The sequence below is a fragment of the Azospirillum sp. RU38E genome (assembly GCF_900188385.1).
GTDB lineage: Bacteria > Pseudomonadota > Alphaproteobacteria > Azospirillales > Azospirillaceae > Niveispirillum.
Map to the genome: position 1 here is coordinate 954,598 of NZ_FZOI01000001.1, position 17,964 is coordinate 972,561.

Genomic DNA, 17,964 nt, shown 5'->3' on the forward strand with positions numbered 1-17,964 from the left:
TATCTTTATGCGCTGTAAATGGCTGCTGTGCATCCATCAGGTGGATGGGCCGACGATCCGATCCTCGTGCAAAAGCGTTAAGGGCTGATCCGCCCCCTTGCCGGGGCGCCCTGACGACTGGAGATGGCGAAGCCGATGCAGCCAATGATGCCGATGATCAGCCGTGCCCGGGGCTGGCTGGCCCTGCCGTTCCTTGCCCTTGCCTTGACCGCCTGTGGCACCGGCACCGACCGGGCGAACCATCCCGGCATGGCTGGCAATCTCTATGCCAGCCCCGACGGTACAAAACCCGTGGGTGGTGACCCGGCGACCACTGCCCTGCAGGGCAATGCGCCGGGGCAGGGGGCGTCACCCCGGCCAGTATCGGATAATGATCCGCTGGAAGGTTTCAACCGGGCCGTCTTCTGGTTCAATGACGGGGTGGACACGGTGCTGATCCGCCCGCTTGCCGTGGCCTATAAGGCGGTGGTGCCGGCACCGGCCCGCACGGGTGTGCGCAATGTCATGCGCAACCTGCGCAGCCCGCTGGATTTCGCCAACCAGCTTCTGCAGGGCGATGTCGGGGGTGCCGGCACCGTACTGGGGCGTTTTGTCATCAACACCACCGTTGGTTTGGGGGGGCTGATCGATGTCGCGGCTGAAAACGGGCTCGACTATGAATATGAAAGCCTGGATCAGACATTGGCGGTATGGGGTGTGCCGGAAGGGCCGTATCTGGTCCTGCCGCTGCTGGGGCCCTCTTCCGTGCGTGATGCCGTGGGCCTGAGTGGGGAGGCCTATGCCGATCCGGTGACGAACTGGGCCCAGAATACGGATCGGGACTGGATCGTCTATACCCGTACCGGGCTGGTCGGGCTCGACACGCGCGCCGAACTCTTGGAACCTTTGGATGACCTGAAGCGTAATAGTCTTGATTACTATGCCGCGATGCGTTCGCTTTATCGCCAGCGGCGTGATGGGTTGATCCGCGATGGCGCCCCAGATCCGTCTCAATTGCCAGCTATACCGGACTATGGGGATGCTAAATGACAGGAACCGGCCTATCAGCATTCCCCGTGACGTCCATCACTGTTTGCCTTGCGGTAAAGAACGATGTTGACGCCAGAAACAAGGACTGAACCCCGTGATGACCATGACCAATAATCGCCGTTCGCTTCTCTCTGGTGCCGCTTTCATGCTGATGGCTGGCTTTGGTGCCGCGATCATGCCCGTTGTGGCGGTGCTGCCGGCGCAGGCCCAGGCGGACCAGGGGGCGAAGGCCGCCGCCGATTTCGTGCAGTCGCTGGGTGACAAGGCCATCGCCACGCTGGCGGATTCCAAGGTCTCCAAGGAACAGACCAAGGAGATTTTCCGCAAGCTGCTGAATGATAATTTCGACGTCGCCACCATCGGCCGTTTCGTGCTGGGCCGGTACTGGAACACGGCGACGGAGCCGCAGCGCAAGGAATATATGGACCTGTTCGAGCAGATGATCGTGGAGGTCTATGCCGAGCGTTTCAGCCAGTATGCGGGTGAGAGCTTCAAGGTCAGCGGCGCCCAGCCGGCCGGCCAGCGGGACGCGGTGGTGGTCAGCCAGGTGCTGCGCCCCAGCGGCCCGCCGGTGAATGTGGCTTGGCGCGTGCGGGCCAAGGATGGTGGCGGTTACAAGATCGTCGACGTGGTGGTGGAGAATGTCTCCATGAGCCAGACGCAGCGGTCGGAATTCGCCTCCGTGATCGAGAATAATGGCGGCAAGTTCGACGCCCTGCTGGAAGCGCTGCGCCAGCGCATCAGCCACCCGGCGACACCCACCCCGTAAGGCGTTGGGGCATGTCTCCCTGTTTTCCGTGGCCCGTCGGTCTTTCTCCGACGGGCCATTTCCATATCCGGCGGATGGCCCCATGCTGCGTGAATGGCTGATCAGCCTCAGAACCCGATGCCCCAAGGGCTTGGTGGCGCTGGGCTATCGTTATGCGGCGGTGGCCTGCCTCAGCCGTGCCGAACGTTGTGCGGCTGCCTGGGCCCCGCATCAGCGACAGACCCGCAACGCCATCATCAAGGCCATGGCCGATACATCGCCGGATCGGGACACGGCCTTGATCCTGGGTTCTGGTCCCTGCCTGGATTTGCCGATGGCGGAGCTGCTGGCCCGTTTCCCCCGGCTGTTGCTGGTGGATGTGGCCCATCCGCCGCCGGCCCGCCGTCTGGCGGCGCGCCATGCGGGGATCGAACTGGTGACGCAGGAACTGACCGGCATGGCTGACGCCTGGAAAGCCGGAGAGGGGGGCACAGTAGCGGTGCCCCCGATCACCGCCTTTTGGGATGATCCGCGCATCGGCCTTGTCGTCTCGGCCAATCTGGTCTCGCAATTGCCGCTGGTGCCTTTGCGTCAGGCCCTGCGGCGGCAGCCGGAAACCGACAGGGCGGCCCTGGGCCGGGCCATTGTGGAAGCCCACCTGGCGCATCTGCGCGGCTTTGCCTGTCCGGCCCTGCTGATCGGCGATATACGCCGCCATGTGCTGAATGATCAGGGGGTAGTGGTGGAGGTGGAAGACCCGCTGTTCGGCGCCAGCCTGCCCCCCGGTCCCGAATGGGATTGGACCGTTGCCCCGGTGGGGGAGATTGCCGACCGCTGGTCGATCATCAACCGGGTGCGGGCGGCGCGGCTGGATAGCCACCGGATCAATTAATGGTCGGATCGTCCGGCAGGGCTGGATAGCGGGCAAGAATCGCCGCATAGGTGCCATCGGCCTTGATCCGCCGCAGCCCCTCATTAAAGCGCGCGGCCTGGGCCGGGTCGCGAAAGCCGGCGCTGTAGGGGCTGGGTGCAAACAGCCGGTGTTCCGTCACCGGCGTTGGCCCCAGATGGTGACGCAGGATGCGGGCATCGGCGATCAGCACATCATAGCGCTCATACAGCAGGCCCGCCGCCTGCAGCGCCTGTTTGGGCTCCTCCCGATAGAAAGGACAGCCCGCGACGGCGGCGGCGAATTCCGGCCCCAGGGTCTGGGTGGCACGCTGGAAGGCCAGCACCCGGTAACGGCCAAGATCGGCCATCCGCTCCAGCTTTATCCGTCGCTCCCGCAGGCTCATGGCCACGTTTTGATAGGTGAGATAGCTGTCGGTCAGGGTCACGCCCTGCGGCGGCTGGCCGACCACCGGGGCGAATGCCTCCACCGCCTTGCCATCGGCGGCCACGGCCAGCCGCGCATTGGACCCCAGATAGGGCACCAGCTCCATGCCCGCCGCCTGCATCACGGCCTGGATGATCTCATATTCCAGCCCGGCCAGCCGTCCGTCCGGCTGCAGCAGCACCATCGGGGCTGCTTCCCGCAGGCCGAAGCGCACGGCTTCCCCCTGCGCGGTGGCGGCAAGGCCAGACAGGGCCAGAAATATCATCAGCGCCAGCAGCCGGAATCGTGACATGCACCTGCCTTTCCATGTCGGATACCGACCGGCAGCGATGTCGCTGCCGGTTAACAGTCACCATCATGCGGCAATCTTTCTTTCCCGTCCCCATCCCACTGCGATCAGAGGGATAGGAACTTGGCCGGGTGCAAATCCAGCGGGTTGTCCACCCAACCTTTCAGCGCCGGATTGACCAGGCGGCGGCTGGATTGCCGCATGATGGGGATCATCGGCATATCGGCCATGGCGATGTTTTCTGCCGCCGCCAGGGCCGACCGGAATCCCTCCAGGCTCAGGCTGGCATCCACCGCCTCCATCGCCTGATCGAAAACCGGATTGCGATAACCCGGCCCCAACGCCTCCGCACGGGAGCGCAGCAGGTTGAGATATTCGGTCACCAGCCCCACCGCCCAAGAGATGCGGGCGAAATCCGGATAGGAATGTTCCTTCATCCGGCTGACCACCACCTTGAATTCCTGGTTGGACAGGGTGGTCTTCACCCCCAGCACCTGCTGCCACATGGCGGCCACCGCCACGGCGACCTGCCGGTTCAGTTCGTTGGTGTTGTACAGCAGTTCGACGGGGGGCAGGGTCTGGCCGCCGGGGCCGTAACCGGCCTCCGCGAACAGGCGGCGGGCCAGGGCCACCCGGTCAGCATCGCCCAGCTTTGCCCAGTCCGGCTCCGGCGGCTGATAGCCGACCAGCCCCGGCGGCGTCATGCTGTAGGCTGGCGGCTCATTCCCCCGGGCGATCTTCTCCACAATGGTCTTGCGGTCGATGGCGATGGCCAAGGCTTGGCGCAGCTTGGCATTCCCCTTCCAAGGCGCACGGGTCAGGTTGGGCACCAGGAAGAAGGTGGAGGCGCGGGGCGCCAGCCGCAGACTGTCGGCCAGATTGCTACGCGCCCAGTCCAGCTGGGTGGGCGGCACCTCCTTGGTGGCCACCAGTTCCCCGCTGCGGAAACGCTTCATCTCCGTCTGTAAGTCTTCGGTGACATGGTAATTCACCGCACTGGCGGCGATGCTGGCCGCGCCATGGTAATGCGGGTTGCGCTTCAGGGCATAATGGCTCTGCGGGATGGCGGCATCCAGGATGAAGGGGCCATTGCCCACCAGCTTGCCCGGCTGCGGGAAGCTGTCGCCATGCTTTTCCACCGAGGTGCGGTGCAGCGGGCTCAGCACCCAATAGGCGGTATAGACGGTAAGGTCGGGCTTGGGATGTTCCAGCAGCACTTCCAGCTGATAGGGGCCGACAGCCCGCACGCCCAGTTCCCCCGGGGGCTTTTCCCCCCGCATGATCGGCATGGCGTTGCGGATGGGGGCGATCCATTCCGGCAGGCCCAGCCGGGTGGCAGGCGTCACGGCGCGGCGCCAGGCGAACACAAAATCATCGGCCGTCACCGGGCTGCCATCGGACCATTTGGCATCCTGGCGCAGGGTGAAATTCCAGCGCAGCCCGTCGGCGCTGGTTTCCCAAGATGTGGCGACACCGGCAACCACATTACCGGCGGCATCGAAACTGGTCAGCCCCTCCCACAATTCCACAAACAGGCCACCGGCCACGATGGTGGTGGATCGGTGCGGGTCGGCCGTGTCGATATCGGGGCCAAGGCCGATATTCAGGATGGTTGGCGTTGCCGCCAGACTGGCCGTCCCTGGCAGGCCAAGGGCCAGCCCCAGGGACAGGCCGCTGCCCATAATGCTGCGCCGTGTGATGTTGGTCATGGGGGTTGCACTATCTCCCGGTCTTCGCAATCGGCGGCACAGACTGTCTGGTCAGGTGCCCTCTGTCCATCCTCAATCCACACCGAAATTGTGCCGCGCCTGTGCCCTTGCTGCGCCATAAAGCCACGTGACATTGATGATCTGTCCGGCGATGACCGGAAGACAGCAGGATGGGAGGGGGGCTGGCGGCCCATGGTGGGTGGGTTGGCCCCTTGGACAGAAGATGAAGAAGATCGTTGCGATCACCCTTGGATTGGCAAGCATGGCCTGGTCGGGGGCGGCCCTGGCCGGGGCGGTGACGCTTTATGCCGAACCGGACTTCCGGGGGGATCGCATCACCATCCGCGATGATGTCGATTCGCTGGCCAAGATTCCGCCCTGGAATGACCGGGCCCGCTCCGTCATCGTGCATTCGGGTGTCTGGGAAATCTGCAAGGATAAGCGCTACGATCATTGCCAGACCTTCGCCGGCGGCGCCCGCATCGCCAATACGGCGGAGGTGAAGAACCTGCGCGGTGGCATCAGCTCTCTGCGGGAGGTGCAGGATAACTGGCGCGACGGGCGCGACCGCGATTGGGATGACCGGCGCTGGGATAACCGGCGGTGGGAGGATGATCGCCGGCCGGGCTGGGGCCAGCGCGACCCGTGGGAGGATAATCGCCGGCCGGATCGGCGCGCCGATGATGATGGGATCATCTGGGATAATCGCGGCAACAAGGATCGGGGCGACCAGTGGGATGCCAATCCCAACCCCACCAACAGCTGCCAGCGGGAGGTGCAGAAGGCCTTCATCCAGCGCTATGGCTTGAGCGGCAGTTCGCGCTTCACCGGCAATGAGTATGAGGGCACCATCTGGTGGGAAGGCCAGCGCTGGAACTATCGCTGCAGCGGTGGCCAGATCAATATCTGGCAGTAATCCCTGGAGCTATGGATCATGCAGACGCCGGGCGGCGGCACGCGCCCGCCTTGGCTTACGCGCCCACGCGGGCGCGGGCCAGCGGTCGCTGGCCTTGAAGGGGCATGACCCCCATCGCCCCTTCATAGCCGCTTTGCTTTGCATCCCCGTGGCGGCGGGGCGGGGGGCGGCCTATATTTGCGCCCATGAACAGCCTTGGTCTCGATAAGTCGCCCGCCGACACCCGCGTCGTCGTCGCCATGTCCGGCGGCGTCGACAGTTCCGTTGCCGCCGCCATGTTGAAGCGGGAGGGCTATGATGTCGTCGGCATCACCCTGCAGCTTTATGATTACGGGATGACGGTGGGCAAAAAGGGGGCCTGCTGTGCGGGTCAAGATATCTATGATGCTCGCCGCGTGGCCGACCAGATCGAGATCCCGCATTATGTGCTGGATTACGAAAGCCGGTTTCGCAATTCGGTGATGGATGATTTCGTCGATACCTATCTGAAGGGCGAAACCCCCATCCCCTGCGTGCGCTGCAACCAGACGGTCAAGTTTAAGGATCTGCTGGATCAGGCGCGTGAACTGGGTGCCGACTGCATGGCCACCGGCCATTATGCCCGCCGCCTTGTGGGCGATGATGGCAAGGCGCAGATGCTGCGCGGGGCGGACCATAGCCGCGACCAATCTTATTTCCTGTTTGCCACCACTCAGGAACAGCTGGATTTCCTGCGCTTCCCCCTGGGCATGAAGCCGAAGACGGAAACCCGCGCCATCGCCGATGAGCTGGGTTTGGCCGTGGCGGACAAGCCGGACAGCCAGGATATCTGCTTCGTGCCCACCGGCGGTTACGCCAAGGTGGTGGAGAAGCTGCGCCCCGGTGCCGTGCGGCCGGGGGAGATTGTGCATGTCGATGGCACATTGATGGGCCGACATGACGGGGTGATCAACTACACTGTCGGCCAGCGCCGGGGCCTTGGCATCGGTGGCCGCAAGGGGGAGGGCGGGGACGAAGCCGATCCGCTCTATGTCGTGCGTGTCGACCCCGTGGCCAATCAGGTGATTGTTGGCCCGCGCGCCGCACTGGCCCGTGACCGGGTGCAGGTGCGGGAGGTCAATTGGCTGGGTAACCCGGTTGTGGGCGTGCCGATGCCGGTGATGGTGAAGCTGCGCTCCGCCCAGAACCCGGCGCCGGCCGTGCTGCTGCTGCATGGCGACGGCAATGCCACTTTGGATCTGGAGGAGGCGCAGTATGGCATCTCCCCCGGTCAGGCCGCCGTTTTCTATGATGGGGAGCGGATGCTGGGCGGCGGCTGGATCAGCGGAACGGCCCAGCGGCGCGCTGCCGCCTGATCCAGATCAGGCGGATGATGACCCAGGGTGTGACCAGAATCGCCACCTGGGTCAGATAGCTGACCAGATTGAACAAGGGCTGCTGTGTTGCTCCCCGGATATAGCCCCACCAGAATTGGGTGACGGGGGTGCGAAGGGGGGCGACCAGCCCGTCCCAGACGCTGCGCACGCCATCGGGCAGGAAATCGAAGGGCAGGCCGGGCACCACCACGAAGGTAAAGGCCAGCAGGATGGCGGGGATCAGGTAAAGCGACGGGCGGCGGTTGCGGGCCATGGGGACACTCCCTGGGGAAGGCTTTGGCGCCTCCGATGCCCGCCATGGTAGGGGCGATGATCCGCCAGTTCAATCGTGACAGGGCGGGCCCAGCGTCAGTTCAGACACCAGGGCCGGGTAATGCACCGCCCGGTTCTTGCCGCGTTTCTTGGCTTCATAAAGCGCCGCGTCGGCATGTTTCAGCAATGTCTCGGCATCGTCCCCGTCCAGCGGCCAGACGGCGATGCCGATGCTGCAGCCCACGTTCACCGTCACGCCCCCATCCTGGATGCTGACCGGCTGTGCTACGGCGGCCAGCAGGCGGGCGGCCACCGCCGCCCCCTCCGCATGGCCATCCGCCCCGTCACAGGGCAGCAAGGCGGCGAACTCGTCGCCGCCGATGCGGGCGATCAGGTCATTCTGGCGCAGCACGGCGGAAAAACGTGCCCCCACCTGCCACAGAACCGCATCGCCGGCATCATGACCATATAGGTCATTCACTGGCTTGAACCCGTCCAGATCAATATAAAGGGCGACCAGCTGTTCATCTGTGGCCTGGGCGCGGGCCAGCGCCAGTCCCAGATAATGGTCGAAGAAATGCCGGTTGGGCAGGGCCGTCACCTTGTCCTGATAGGCAATATCCTCCATCTGGGCCAGCGCCTTTTCGGAGGCGATCAGGGCGCCGTTGCTGGTCACCAGATTATTGATCAGATCGCCCAGGGTCTGCGACAGGATGCGGGTTTCGTGGGCCCCGCCCACCATGGGGATGGCGGCATCCTTGTCGCCCTGGCGGATGCGTTCCGCCGCCTTGGTGATGGCGCGCAGGGGGCGGGTGATGATGCCGGCGGTCAGCCAACCAATGCCGCCCAGCAGGGCGGCCAGCAGCATCCCCACCAGATAGACCCGGTTCCGCATATGCTGGACAGCCTGCATGGCCTTGTCCATGGGCTGGCGGACAATCACCGTCCAGCCCAGATCCTTGACCATTGCCCCCTCCACCCCGGTGGAATAGCCGGTGAGATAGGCATGATCATCCGGCCAACGCCGTTCCTCCCACCCCTGCTGACCGGGGCGGGGGCTGAAGGCCAGCGGATGGCCGATCATCGTCGTCGGCCCCAGCAGCACGGTGCCTTCGCGGGCGACGACAATCACCTCCATCCCCTCATGGTTGGAGACAGGCCGCAGCAGGTTGCGGGCCAGATCGCGCACCCAGGTCCAGCTGTAATGCATGGCCAGCACACCGACAACAGCGCCATCCGGCCCCGGAATCGGCGCGGCGACATCAACGAATTTCATCTGTTCCCCGGTCGGGTTGGGCAGCAGGGAAGCCAGCATGACGGCATCATGCACATCGCCGAGAAACAGGCCCTTGCGTCCTTCCATGAAGACCGGCCGGCTGGCGATGCTTTTGCCGGTCAGGATGCCCCGGCTGCCGGCAATCACATTGCCCTGCGCGTCGGTGATGCCGATCCAGGAGGCGGTCGGGTCCAGGGAGACGATCTCATCCACCGTGCGCTGGGCATGGACCGGATCGGTCAGCCCCCCAAACTGGGTGAGCAGCAGGGCCTGGCTGGCCCGGTGGCGCATATCGCCATTGATCTTGTCGGCCATGCCATCGGCGATGCTGGCCAACATGCTGCCCACCTCCCGCCGCAGGGTGATCTGGGCCTCCCGCTCCATATAGGCGCCACACAGGGTTGTGGTCGTCGCTGTCAGAATCAGGAAAGACAGGCCGATGATGCTGCGCAGGCTGAGCATGGGTGATGCTCCGGGGGCGGTTCCAGGGGACGAAGCGCCACCGCCGGGATCGCGGGCCGCCACACGAGGGGAAGGTTTACCCGTAATTAACCGAGCCTTCCGCCGGTGCAAACGGCGTTCCCTCTATCCATTCGGTGAGGAAATCATTCAAAGGGGTGGTGAGGGGGAGGGGCCAAAACAAAACGCCCCGCCGGGCACTGGGGCCGGCGGGGCGACTGAATGGTGGCACTGGCGTGATTTGAACACGCGACCAAGGGCTTATGAGTCCCCTGCTCTACCGCTGAGCTACAGTGCCGAAACCCGGGCCCAGAGGGCCGAATGCCGTGATGTAGAAAATACGGCGCATATCCTGTCGTCGGGAAGGGATGGTGGCACTGGCGTGATTTGAACACGCGACCAAGGGCTTATGAGTCCCCTGCTCTACCGCTGAGCTACAGTGCCATCGACCGCCATTCCGATCGGGAGCCGCTGTGTAGATAAATCAGCTGCTTCCGTCAAGTCTCTTTTTTAGTTTTCTTCCGTGCCCTTGATCGTCTGTTCCAGCCAGGCGCGGTAGCGGCCCAACCTTGTGCCATCATGACCCGGCCAGCCGGCGCGGCTGGCATAGATTTCCGCCTCGCGCCGGCTGGCGGCCCAGCAATTTACCTCTGTCCACTGGCCCGCCTCATCGCGCCAGCGGAACACGAACGGGGCGGGGGCGGGCGTGGACATGGTGGGGGCACCGGGCGCGGCTGTCATGCGGGACAGAATGCCGCGTGAAGCCGATGCCTGTCCATCTGATACCAAGGGGCATGGGACATGCCCCTTGGTGTTTATATGTTCCCTCAGACGCCGGGCGCTGCCTCCGGCAGCTTGGCTTGACAGCAGGCACGAGCCCGCGGGCCAGCGGTCGCTGGCCTTCAAGGGGCATGGGACATGCCCCTTGGTATGATACCAATCCGCCGAGGGGTTGACCGCAACTCAGCAAGGCTGCTGCTGTTCCGGCCCCTTGGCCTGTCGATTTTCCCGATGGGTGCAATTGCATAGGGTGTTCAGGAAGTTGGTGTGGCATACACGAAAGCGCGCTAGATAATGAACAGGACGGCTTTTGCCAGACGCGCCATGAACGTCTCTGAAAGTACCATTAACGATCTGGTCGCCCGTCTGCCGACGGAAGAGGCCGACCGGCTGTTCGAGGAACTGGAACAGCTGGAGGGGGATACGGCCCGCCGGCAGGCAGTGCGCCGTGCCCTGGTGGCCAAGCTGAACGCCCTGCGCCAGCAGCACGCCCGCCGCCTGTTCACCGAGCTGTTTCAGCGCTACATGACCCGTGATTCCGCCCTGCTGCGGCCGGAATTTGCCAGCCCCGGCACCCTGCATCCGCTGGATGTGGGGGCCCTGTGGATCAGGCTGGTCGATAAATCCATCGGGCCATTCGCCCGGCAGGCGGATGCCATGCTGGCCGAACGTGCCCAGTCCCGCCCGCTGCGCGCTGTGTTCGGCCTGCCGGAGGTGGTGGCCTTGCAGGCTGACCTGGCCAAGCGCGCGGCAGAGGTGCTGACAGCCACCCTGGGTACGGCCGGCGCCGTTCGCCCCTTTCTGGAGGAGACCAACCGCTGGCGCGGGCTGGAGGCCAAGCGGATTCGCCTGGGCTTTGATCCACGGCCGCTGACCATTGACGATTTGCGCCTGATGCAGGGGGTGCTGGCGCAGGGGCGGGCCATGGGGGAACTGCATGAACAGCTGCGCCGGGCCGCCCGTGACCCGGATGTCCTGGCCGCCATGGTGGGCAACCCGGCGCAGGGGCTGGACGGGCGGGTGGCAGCCCTGGTGCCGGGCGTCGGGGTGCTGGCGCCCCTGGCCCTGCTGCATGTTGATCGCAACTATATTGCTGGCCGGATGATCCTGTTGCACGGGCCACAGCCCTGGCAGGAACCGACGGTGATGGCCCTGACCCGCCATCTGGGGCGCACCTGCTTTGCCCTGACGGAGGAGATTCTGGGCGCCATGGGGGTGGGCCAACTGGTGCGGCCCGGCCTGTCGCTGCCGCTGGCGCGGCGCGATCTGCTGGACCGGGAACTGGGCAATCTGGATGTGATCCTGTCCCTGTTTGAGGATTTGGACCTGATCAACCATATGCGTTATGGCAGCCTGGCGCGCGATTTCCTGGACCGCATGGTCCGCCGGGTGGAGGCGGAGCTTTATCCCATGCTGGAGGAGCGCTGCTTGATGGAAGGGCGCAGCGCCAGCCGCCCGATTCCCGATTTTGAGGCACTGGACTGGACCCTGGCCTTTTGCAGCCGCTGGCGCGCGGTGCTGAAGCGCAGCCTGTTCTGGGGCACCGGCTTTTCCTCCTTCCATGATAATGTTGTGGCCGGGCTGCGGGATGCCTATCGCGGCTGCTTCTCCCGCAATGGTTACGCCTCGGCCTCGCAGCGGCTGGCCCATGCGATCCGGCTGGCGCAGCTGGGCAACCGGCTGGGGGCGGAGGCCGGCAGCTGGATGGGGCTGATGGACCCCGGCCTGACCCGCACCGTCGCCCAGCGGCTGCAGGAGCCGGAGCCGCTGTCCGGCGGGGAGGCAGCGCTGGCCCGTTCCGTGCTGGAACTGGCCATGGAGGAATTGCGCCGCACCAAACATTGGCGCGACCCCGCCTTGCAGCAATTTGCCGAGATGGCCGAGGCGCGGCTGGCCACGGAATGAGTGCCGCAGCCATGGCTTTGACAGCGGCGGATATGCGCGCCCGCGTGCTTTACCGCGATGATGATGTGCTGGTGATCGACAAGCCCTATGGGCTGCCCGTTCATTACGGCACAAAAACCACTGACCATCTGGAACTGTACCTGCCGCATCTGACCGATGATCGGGACGAACCGCCGCGTCTGGCCCACCGGCTGGACAAGGATACGGCGGGCTGTCTGGTGCTGGCCCGCGATGCCGCCGCCGCGGCCCGCATCGGCGACCTGTTTCTTGCCGGCAAGGTGGCGAAGACCTATTGGGCAGTGGTGGAGGGGCGGCCGAAGGGCGATGCTGGCTGCATCGACATGCCCCTGCTGAAGGTGCGCATCCCCGGCACATCCAAGGTGGTGGTCGATCTTGCCGGCAAGCCGGCCTTGACCGACTGGCGGCTGCTGGCCAGCCATGGCGGGCTGTCCTGGCTGGAACTGCATCCGCGCACCGGTCGGATGCATCAGATTCGCGCCCATTGTGCCTATATGGGAATGCCGCTGCTGGGTGACCCGATCTATGGGGCGCAGATGCCGCCGCAAACCGGGCTGCATCTGCTGGCCCGCGCCGTTCAATTCAACTTTTCCGCTGAAGCCCCTGTATCGGCGGTGGCGGAACCGCCCCCGCATATGGCACAGACCTTAGCGAAGATTGTTAAGGGATAGCCGCCGCTGGTTGCGCCAGGGGCCGGCGCCAGCATAAACAGGGCGGAACCCATTCTGATGATTGAAGACATCCTGCTGTTCATGGCCGTGGGGTTTGCCGCCCAGATGGTGGATGGGGCCATTGGCATGGCCTATGGCGTTACCGCCAGCAGTGTGATGATGTCCCTGGGCATTCCGCCCGCCACGGCCAGCGCCAGCGTGCATGTGGCGGAGATGTTCACTACCGGCGCATCGGGCTTTGCCCATTGGCGTCGCCGCAATATCCGTCCGGAGCTGGTCTGGCGGCTGGCGATTCCCGGCATGGTTGGTGGGGCGCTGGGGGCCTATGTGCTGTCTGGCGTGTCGGGCGAACTGATCCGGCCCATCGTGTCCATCTATCTGGTGGGGATGGGCGGGTTGATCCTGTGGAAGGCCCTGCACCCGCCGCCGGCAACGGAGCTGTCGCCCAACAAGGTGCGCGCGCTGGGCGTGGGCGGTGGTTTTCTGGATGCCGTGGGGGGCGGGGGCTGGGGCCCGATGGTGGCCAGCACCCTGATCGGGGCGGGCACGACGCCGCGCTATGCCATCGGCTCCACCAATCTGGCGGAGTTTTTTGTTACCACGGTGATTTCCTGCACCTTCATCCTGACCATCGGTCTGGATCTCTGGCCGGCCATCCTGGGTCTGATCCTGGGCGGCGTCATCGCCGCCCCCTTTGCCGCCATGGTAACGCAGAAGCTGCCTGATAAGCCGATGATGATCCTGGTGGCGATCATCATCATGCTGCTGAGCCTGCGCAATCTGGTGGAGGCGGTCCACACCTTGTCGGCGGGTTGAGAGCAAGAAAAAAGCCCCATCATCGCTTGATGACGGGGCCTTGATCCATAAACGATCCGGTTCAGTTACCGTAATCGGGAATATCGGGCATCTGGTTCAGATCGGCCTTGCCATCCCGAATCCAGCCGTCACGCCGCTGGCGGTAGAGGGAGCGCATGGAGGCGTAATAATCGAAGCTGTTCCGCTTCACATCATCCAGCGCATCCAGATATTCCGACCGCGTGTCCACGGCATAGAGGCCAGCGCGCGTGTAGCTGATCCAGGTGCGATCTGTGTTGGACGCGTAGTTGGAGACCGGATCGGCGAAGAATTCACCCGCCGTGCCGAATGCGTCGCGCAGGCTGGAGGAGCCCAGCACCGGCAAGACCAGATAAGGCCCTTCCGGCACGCCCCAGACGGCAAAGGTCTGATCCAGGCTCTCATACTCGTAGGGAATGCCCTTTTCCGCCGCGACATCAATCAGTCCGGCTAGCCCGACCGTGGAATTGATGACGAACCGCTTGATGACATTGCCGGCACCCGGCACGTCGCCCTGCAGCAGCTGGTTGGCCAGATCAAGCGGGGAGCGCAGGTTGCGCAGCACATTGCGAATGCCGGTCCGGGCCGGGTCGGGCAGGACGGTACGGTAAACCTTTGCCGTGGGGCGCAGCAAGACAGTGTCCACACCCTCATTGAACCAGAAAATCCCCCGGTTCACCGGCTCCAGCGGATCATTGGCGCTGTCTTCCTGTGCCTGGCGGGCTGATCGGTCCTGTGCGCCAGCCCCGGTGGCTGTCACCGTGCAGAGCAGGGCAGCCGCCAGCAACGCGGCAATGCCGCGGCGGCGCAACGGAGTGGCTGGCAGATGGCGGGCCATGTCTTACCCTATCGAACAAGGAGATGAAGTCAGAATGGCGCATAGCGCACCAGCCGGCTTGGATAAAGCACACATTTAGGCCGAGGTGCGTTGCGGCAAAGTGATAATAGTCACAGACGCCGATGGATGGTGGCGCCCTTTTGGATAGGCTTCACGCATAGGTGACTGTCACCCCCGCCATATCCATGGCAGGCATGAGGGGGCGCGCGGCCATCGCAGGACTTTTGCCTTCCTGACCGATTGCCCCCGCGCCCTCCCTCTGGTATGAGCGCCCATCACCGTTGGCACAGGGGCCCGCGAAGGCATCCCCCTATGCCCATGGTTCTTTGATTTGACCAACGGGTATCTTCCCACCCGTAAGCATCCGGATCCCTGCGCTATGCTTCGTCCCACGCCATCGTTCCATGCCCTGCCGTCCCGTTTGGCGGAATTCGCCACGGTGGCGGAGGCGATTGCTTATGCGGCGCAGGGTGAAACGGGCCTCAATTTCTATTCCGGCAAGGGGGAGCTGACCGAGGCCTTGCCCTATGCCCAGCTTTATACCCAGGCGCTGGACCTGGCGCGCCGGATGCTGGCGACGGGTTTGGTGAAGGGGGACCGGGTGGCCATCATCGCTGAAAGCGATGGTGATTTCATGCGGGCCTTTGCGGCCTGTCAGTTTGCCGGGCTGGTGCCGGCACCGCTGCCGCTGCCGGCGGCCTTTGGCGGCAAGGATGCCTATATCGACCATATCCGCCGCATGATCCAGGGGGCGGATGCCGGCGCCGCACTGTCCCCGGCCAATCTGGAAGAATGGCTGCGCGCCGCCACCGACGGGCTGGGCCTGAAGGTGGTGGGCACATTGGCCCGGTTCGCCGATGTTGATGGCAGCGGCGTCACGCTGCCGACCGTCACCCCGGACGATCTCTGCTATCTGCAATTCTCCAGCGGCAGCACCCGCTTCCCCTTGGGCGTGGCGGTCACCCAGCGCGCCCTGATGGCCAATGCCCAGGCCATCATGGCCCATGGGCTGAAGATCACGGCCAAGGATCGCTGCATTTCCTGGCTGCCGCTCTACCATGATTTGGGGCTGGTCGGTTTTCTGCTGACCCCGCTGGTCTGCCAGATTTCCATCGATTATCTGCCGACGCGGGAATTCGCGCGTCGGCCGCTGCTCTGGCTGCAGCTCATCAGCCGCAATGGCGGCACCCTCTCCTACAGCCCCAGCTTCGGCTATGAGCTGGCGGCCCGGCGGGCAGAGACCGCGTCGACCGAGGGGCTGGACCTGTCCAACTGGCGCGGTGCCGGCATTGGCGGCGACATGGTGCGCCCGCGCGTGATGCGCAAATTTGCCGAGATGTTTGCGCCGCGCGGTTTCCGCGCGCAAGCCCTCGTGCCGTCTTACGGCATGGCGGAGGCGTCGTTGGCCCTGTCCTTCGCGCCGCTGGATACGGGTGTCGTGACCGATCTGGTCGATCTGGACCGGCTGGAGAATGACGCGGTGGCGGTGGCCCCGAATGCGGACAGCGTGCGCACCCGTGAATTCGTGCTCAATGGTCCGCCGCTGCCCCTGCATGAGCTGGAAATCCGCGACCCGGATGGCACCGTGTTGCCGGAAAGGCGGGTGGGCCGGGTCTTCGCCCGCGGCCCGTCGCTGATGCAGGGATATTTCAACCGGCCGGAGGAGACGGCAGCTGTATTCTCCGCCGATGGCTGGCTGGATACCGGCGATCTGGGCTATCTCTGCAACGGTCAGATTGTCATCACCGGCCGGGCCAAGGATCTGATCCTGGTCAATGGGCGCAATATCTGGCCACAGGATTTGGAATGGTCGGCCGAACATGCCGTACCCTCGCTGCGCAGCGGCGATGTGGTGGCCTTCTCCGTCGATAGCGACGCGGGCGAGGTGGTGACGGTGCTGGTGCAGTGCCGCCCCAACCAGGCGGAAGCCCGCGCCGCCCTGGCGGCAGAGGTGACCGGCGTGCTGCGCGCCGCCCATGGGCTGGAGGTGAAGGTGGTGCTGGTTCCCACCCATTCCCTGCCGCAGACTTCGTCGGGCAAGCTGAGCCGGACGAAGGCCAAGCAGATGTATCTGGCGGGTGAGTTCGAGCCGCAGGCTGCCTGATATGGCGGTGGCGCGGCCTGTCGTCGCTGTTACCGGGGGGACCGGCTTTCTCGGGCGCCATCTGGTGGCGGCGCTCTGGCAGGCCGGGTATCAGCCCCGGTTGCTGGTGCGCCAGGATCCCGCTCACCCGCTGCTGGAGGGAATTCACCCGCAGCTGGTGCCCGGCGATCTGGGGGATGAGGCCGCCTTGGCCCGGCTGGTGACGGGCGCCGACACGGTCATCCATGCTGGCGGGTTGATCAAGGCGGCCAGCCGCGCCGCTTTTTTTGCGGTCAATGAAGGCGGATCGGCGCGGCTGGGGCGGGCATTGGCCCGCCATGCGCCACAGGCCCGTTTTCTGGTGACTTCCAGCCAGGCCGCGCGGGAGCCGGCGCTTTCCGACTATGCCGCCAGCAAGCGGGCGGGGGAGGATGCGGCGATTGCCGCCTATGGCGGGGAAAACTGGCTGATCATCCGTCCCCCGGCGATCTACGGCCCCTGGGACCGGGAAACCCTGTCCTTGTTCAAGGCCGCCGCCGGCCCCGTGGTGCCGGTGCTGGGGGGAAAGGCGGCGCGTATCGCTATGCTGCATGTCAGTGACGCTGCCGCCGCGATCACTGCCCTGGTTGCCCCCGGCGTGATGGGGCGCTGCTATACCCTTTGCGACGGCCAACATGCCGGCTATGGCTGGGATGAACTGCTGGATTGCGCGGCGGCGGCGGTTGGGCACCGGGCCTTGCGGTTGCGCGTGCCGCCCGGCCTGCTGTCGCTGCTAGGCAGGCTTTCCGGCCTTCAGGCCCGCCTGACCGGCCGGCCTGCTATGTTGACACGGGGAAAGGTGCAGGAAATTCTGCACCCTGATTGGACAGTGGCAGTGACGGACATGCCGGATTCGGGTCTTTGGTGTCCCAAAATCGGATTGACGGAGGGTTTCCGTGCCACGGCAGGTTGGTATCGTTCCCACGGCTGGATATAGTTAACGCGCACCTGGGTGTGACAAGGTGTTGCGGAATTACCCAATGCTGTGTCTTCTGTCACAGCGGTGGCGTTCTGATGATGGTTTGTTCTTGCATCCATGGGCGTTGCATTTACCTTACGGGATCGTGACGCTTTTCTGATCGCGCAGGGGGGCACCTGGGCTGTCAGTTGGTACAACCACGACAACAGCGCGTCACTGCGGCTGCTGTTTTGTATGACTCTGGGGCGACTTTTATGACTGCTGACCTCAACGAGATCGTTGAAGAGATAATAACTGCCCTGGGGTCCACCCTACCCACGCCGGTCACCATCACGACGGACACCAGCATCACACGCGATCTCGGCCTGGATTCCCTGGCCGTGATGGATTTTGTGATGGTGCTCGAAGATAAGTTCGACGTCTCGATCCCGCTGGAGCGGATTGCGGAGGTCGAAACCATTGGCGACCTGGCCAGGACCATTCAGGATCTCCGGGGGCGCGCCTGAGT

At 64.6% G+C, this 17,964-nt stretch carries 17 protein-coding genes and 2 tRNA genes; 11 read left to right on the forward strand and 8 right to left on the reverse strand.

The features are described from left to right. Nucleotides 1-123: 123 nt before the first annotated feature. The 3 genes from CHB97_RS04060 (at nucleotide 124) to CHB97_RS04070 (ending at nucleotide 2,669) form a co-directional block, all read left to right on the forward strand. The gene (locus tag CHB97_RS04060) at nucleotides 124-1,029 is read left to right on the forward strand and encodes a VacJ family lipoprotein (RefSeq protein WP_244559373.1); all 906 of its coding nucleotides are present in this window, start codon (nucleotides 124-126) and stop codon (nucleotides 1,027-1,029) included. Nucleotides 1,030-1,126: 97 nt separating this feature from the next. Further along, a complete protein-coding gene (locus CHB97_RS04065; RefSeq protein ID WP_244559374.1) occupies nucleotides 1,127-1,798 on the forward strand; it encodes a phospholipid-binding protein MlaC in 672 nt (223 codons plus the stop codon). Nucleotides 1,799-1,880: 82 nt separating this feature from the next. Next, entirely contained in the window at nucleotides 1,881-2,669 is a 789-nt protein-coding gene (locus tag CHB97_RS04070; RefSeq protein WP_089286614.1) for a hypothetical protein, read from the forward strand. Here the strand turns inward: CHB97_RS04070 and CHB97_RS04075 are convergent. Next, a complete protein-coding gene (locus tag CHB97_RS04075) occupies nucleotides 2,662-3,405 on the reverse strand; it encodes an ABC transporter substrate-binding protein (protein WP_089286615.1) in 744 nt (247 codons plus the stop codon). The two genes, CHB97_RS04070 and CHB97_RS04075, sit on opposite strands and share 8 nt — an antisense overlap. 104 nt (nucleotides 3,406-3,509) lie before the next feature. After that, nucleotides 3,510-5,111, reverse strand: coding sequence for a peptide ABC transporter substrate-binding protein (locus CHB97_RS04080; RefSeq protein WP_089286616.1), 1,602 nt, complete (start codon nucleotides 5,109-5,111; stop codon nucleotides 3,510-3,512). 223 nt (nucleotides 5,112-5,334) lie between these two features. Here CHB97_RS04080 and CHB97_RS04085 point away from each other — a divergent pair, with 223 nt between their 5' ends. Together CHB97_RS04085 and mnmA are read left to right on the forward strand one after the other, a co-directional pair. Further along, entirely contained in the window at nucleotides 5,335-6,027 is a 693-nt protein-coding gene (locus CHB97_RS04085; protein ID WP_160105537.1) for a beta/gamma crystallin-related protein, read from the forward strand. A gap of 185 nt (nucleotides 6,028-6,212) precedes the next feature. Then, nucleotides 6,213-7,361, forward strand: coding sequence for a tRNA 2-thiouridine(34) synthase MnmA (gene mnmA / locus CHB97_RS04090; protein ID WP_089286618.1), 1,149 nt, complete (start codon nucleotides 6,213-6,215; stop codon nucleotides 7,359-7,361). Here mnmA and CHB97_RS04095 read toward each other — a convergent pair. From CHB97_RS04095 to CHB97_RS04115, 5 genes are all read right to left on the reverse strand, one after another. After that, on the reverse strand, nucleotides 7,327-7,635 hold the full coding sequence (locus CHB97_RS04095; RefSeq protein WP_089286619.1) for a hypothetical protein: 309 nt from the start codon (nucleotides 7,633-7,635) through the stop codon (nucleotides 7,327-7,329). The genes mnmA and CHB97_RS04095 overlap by 35 nt on opposite strands. 69 nt (nucleotides 7,636-7,704) lie before the next feature. Continuing rightward, nucleotides 7,705-9,372, reverse strand: a complete 1,668-nt coding sequence (locus tag CHB97_RS04100) for a GGDEF domain-containing protein (protein ID WP_089286620.1) — start codon at nucleotides 9,370-9,372, stop codon at nucleotides 7,705-7,707. Between the two features lie 220 nt (nucleotides 9,373-9,592). Further along, nucleotides 9,593-9,667, reverse strand: a tRNA-Met gene (locus tag CHB97_RS04105). Between the two features lie 71 nt (nucleotides 9,668-9,738). Beyond that, nucleotides 9,739-9,813, reverse strand: a tRNA-Met gene (locus CHB97_RS04110). Nucleotides 9,814-9,879: 66 nt separating this feature from the next. Beyond that, nucleotides 9,880-10,083, reverse strand: coding sequence for a hypothetical protein (locus CHB97_RS04115; protein WP_143270702.1), 204 nt, complete (start codon nucleotides 10,081-10,083; stop codon nucleotides 9,880-9,882). A 390-nt stretch (nucleotides 10,084-10,473) separates the two neighbouring features. Here CHB97_RS04115 and CHB97_RS04120 point away from each other — a divergent pair, with 390 nt between their 5' ends. The 3 genes from CHB97_RS04120 to CHB97_RS04130 are packed head-to-tail and all read left to right on the forward strand — an operon-like array spanning nucleotide 10,474 to nucleotide 13,559. Beyond that, on the forward strand, nucleotides 10,474-12,054 hold the full coding sequence (locus CHB97_RS04120; protein ID WP_089286622.1) for a hypothetical protein: 1,581 nt from the start codon (nucleotides 10,474-10,476) through the stop codon (nucleotides 12,052-12,054). Between the two features lie 11 nt (nucleotides 12,055-12,065). Then, nucleotides 12,066-12,743, forward strand: a complete 678-nt coding sequence (locus CHB97_RS04125; protein ID WP_244559375.1) for an RluA family pseudouridine synthase — start codon at nucleotides 12,066-12,068, stop codon at nucleotides 12,741-12,743. A 57-nt stretch (nucleotides 12,744-12,800) separates the two neighbouring features. Continuing rightward, nucleotides 12,801-13,559, forward strand: a complete 759-nt coding sequence (locus tag CHB97_RS04130; RefSeq protein ID WP_089286624.1) for a sulfite exporter TauE/SafE family protein — start codon at nucleotides 12,801-12,803, stop codon at nucleotides 13,557-13,559. Nucleotides 13,560-13,620: 61 nt separating this feature from the next. Here the strand turns inward: CHB97_RS04130 and CHB97_RS04135 are convergent, their stop codons facing one another. Further along, nucleotides 13,621-14,415 (reverse strand): VacJ family lipoprotein, encoded by a 795-nt coding sequence (locus CHB97_RS04135; RefSeq protein WP_089286625.1) that lies wholly within the window; start codon nucleotides 14,413-14,415, stop codon nucleotides 13,621-13,623. Nucleotides 14,416-14,794: 379 nt separating this feature from the next. Here CHB97_RS04135 and CHB97_RS04140 point away from each other — a divergent pair, with 379 nt between their 5' ends. The 3 genes from CHB97_RS04140 to CHB97_RS04150 all read left to right on the forward strand — a co-directional run bounded on the left by CHB97_RS04140 (nucleotide 14,795) and on the right by CHB97_RS04150 (nucleotide 17,962). Beyond that, nucleotides 14,795-16,519, forward strand: coding sequence for a fatty acyl-AMP ligase (locus CHB97_RS04140; protein WP_089286626.1), 1,725 nt, complete (start codon nucleotides 14,795-14,797; stop codon nucleotides 16,517-16,519). Nucleotide 16,520: 1 nt separating this feature from the next. Continuing rightward, entirely contained in the window at nucleotides 16,521-17,474 is a 954-nt protein-coding gene (locus CHB97_RS04145; protein WP_089286627.1) for an NAD(P)-dependent oxidoreductase, read from the forward strand. A 236-nt stretch (nucleotides 17,475-17,710) separates the two neighbouring features. Next, nucleotides 17,711-17,962, forward strand: coding sequence for an acyl carrier protein (locus CHB97_RS04150; RefSeq protein ID WP_089286628.1), 252 nt, complete (start codon nucleotides 17,711-17,713; stop codon nucleotides 17,960-17,962). The last annotated feature ends 2 nt before the right edge of the window (nucleotides 17,963-17,964 follow it).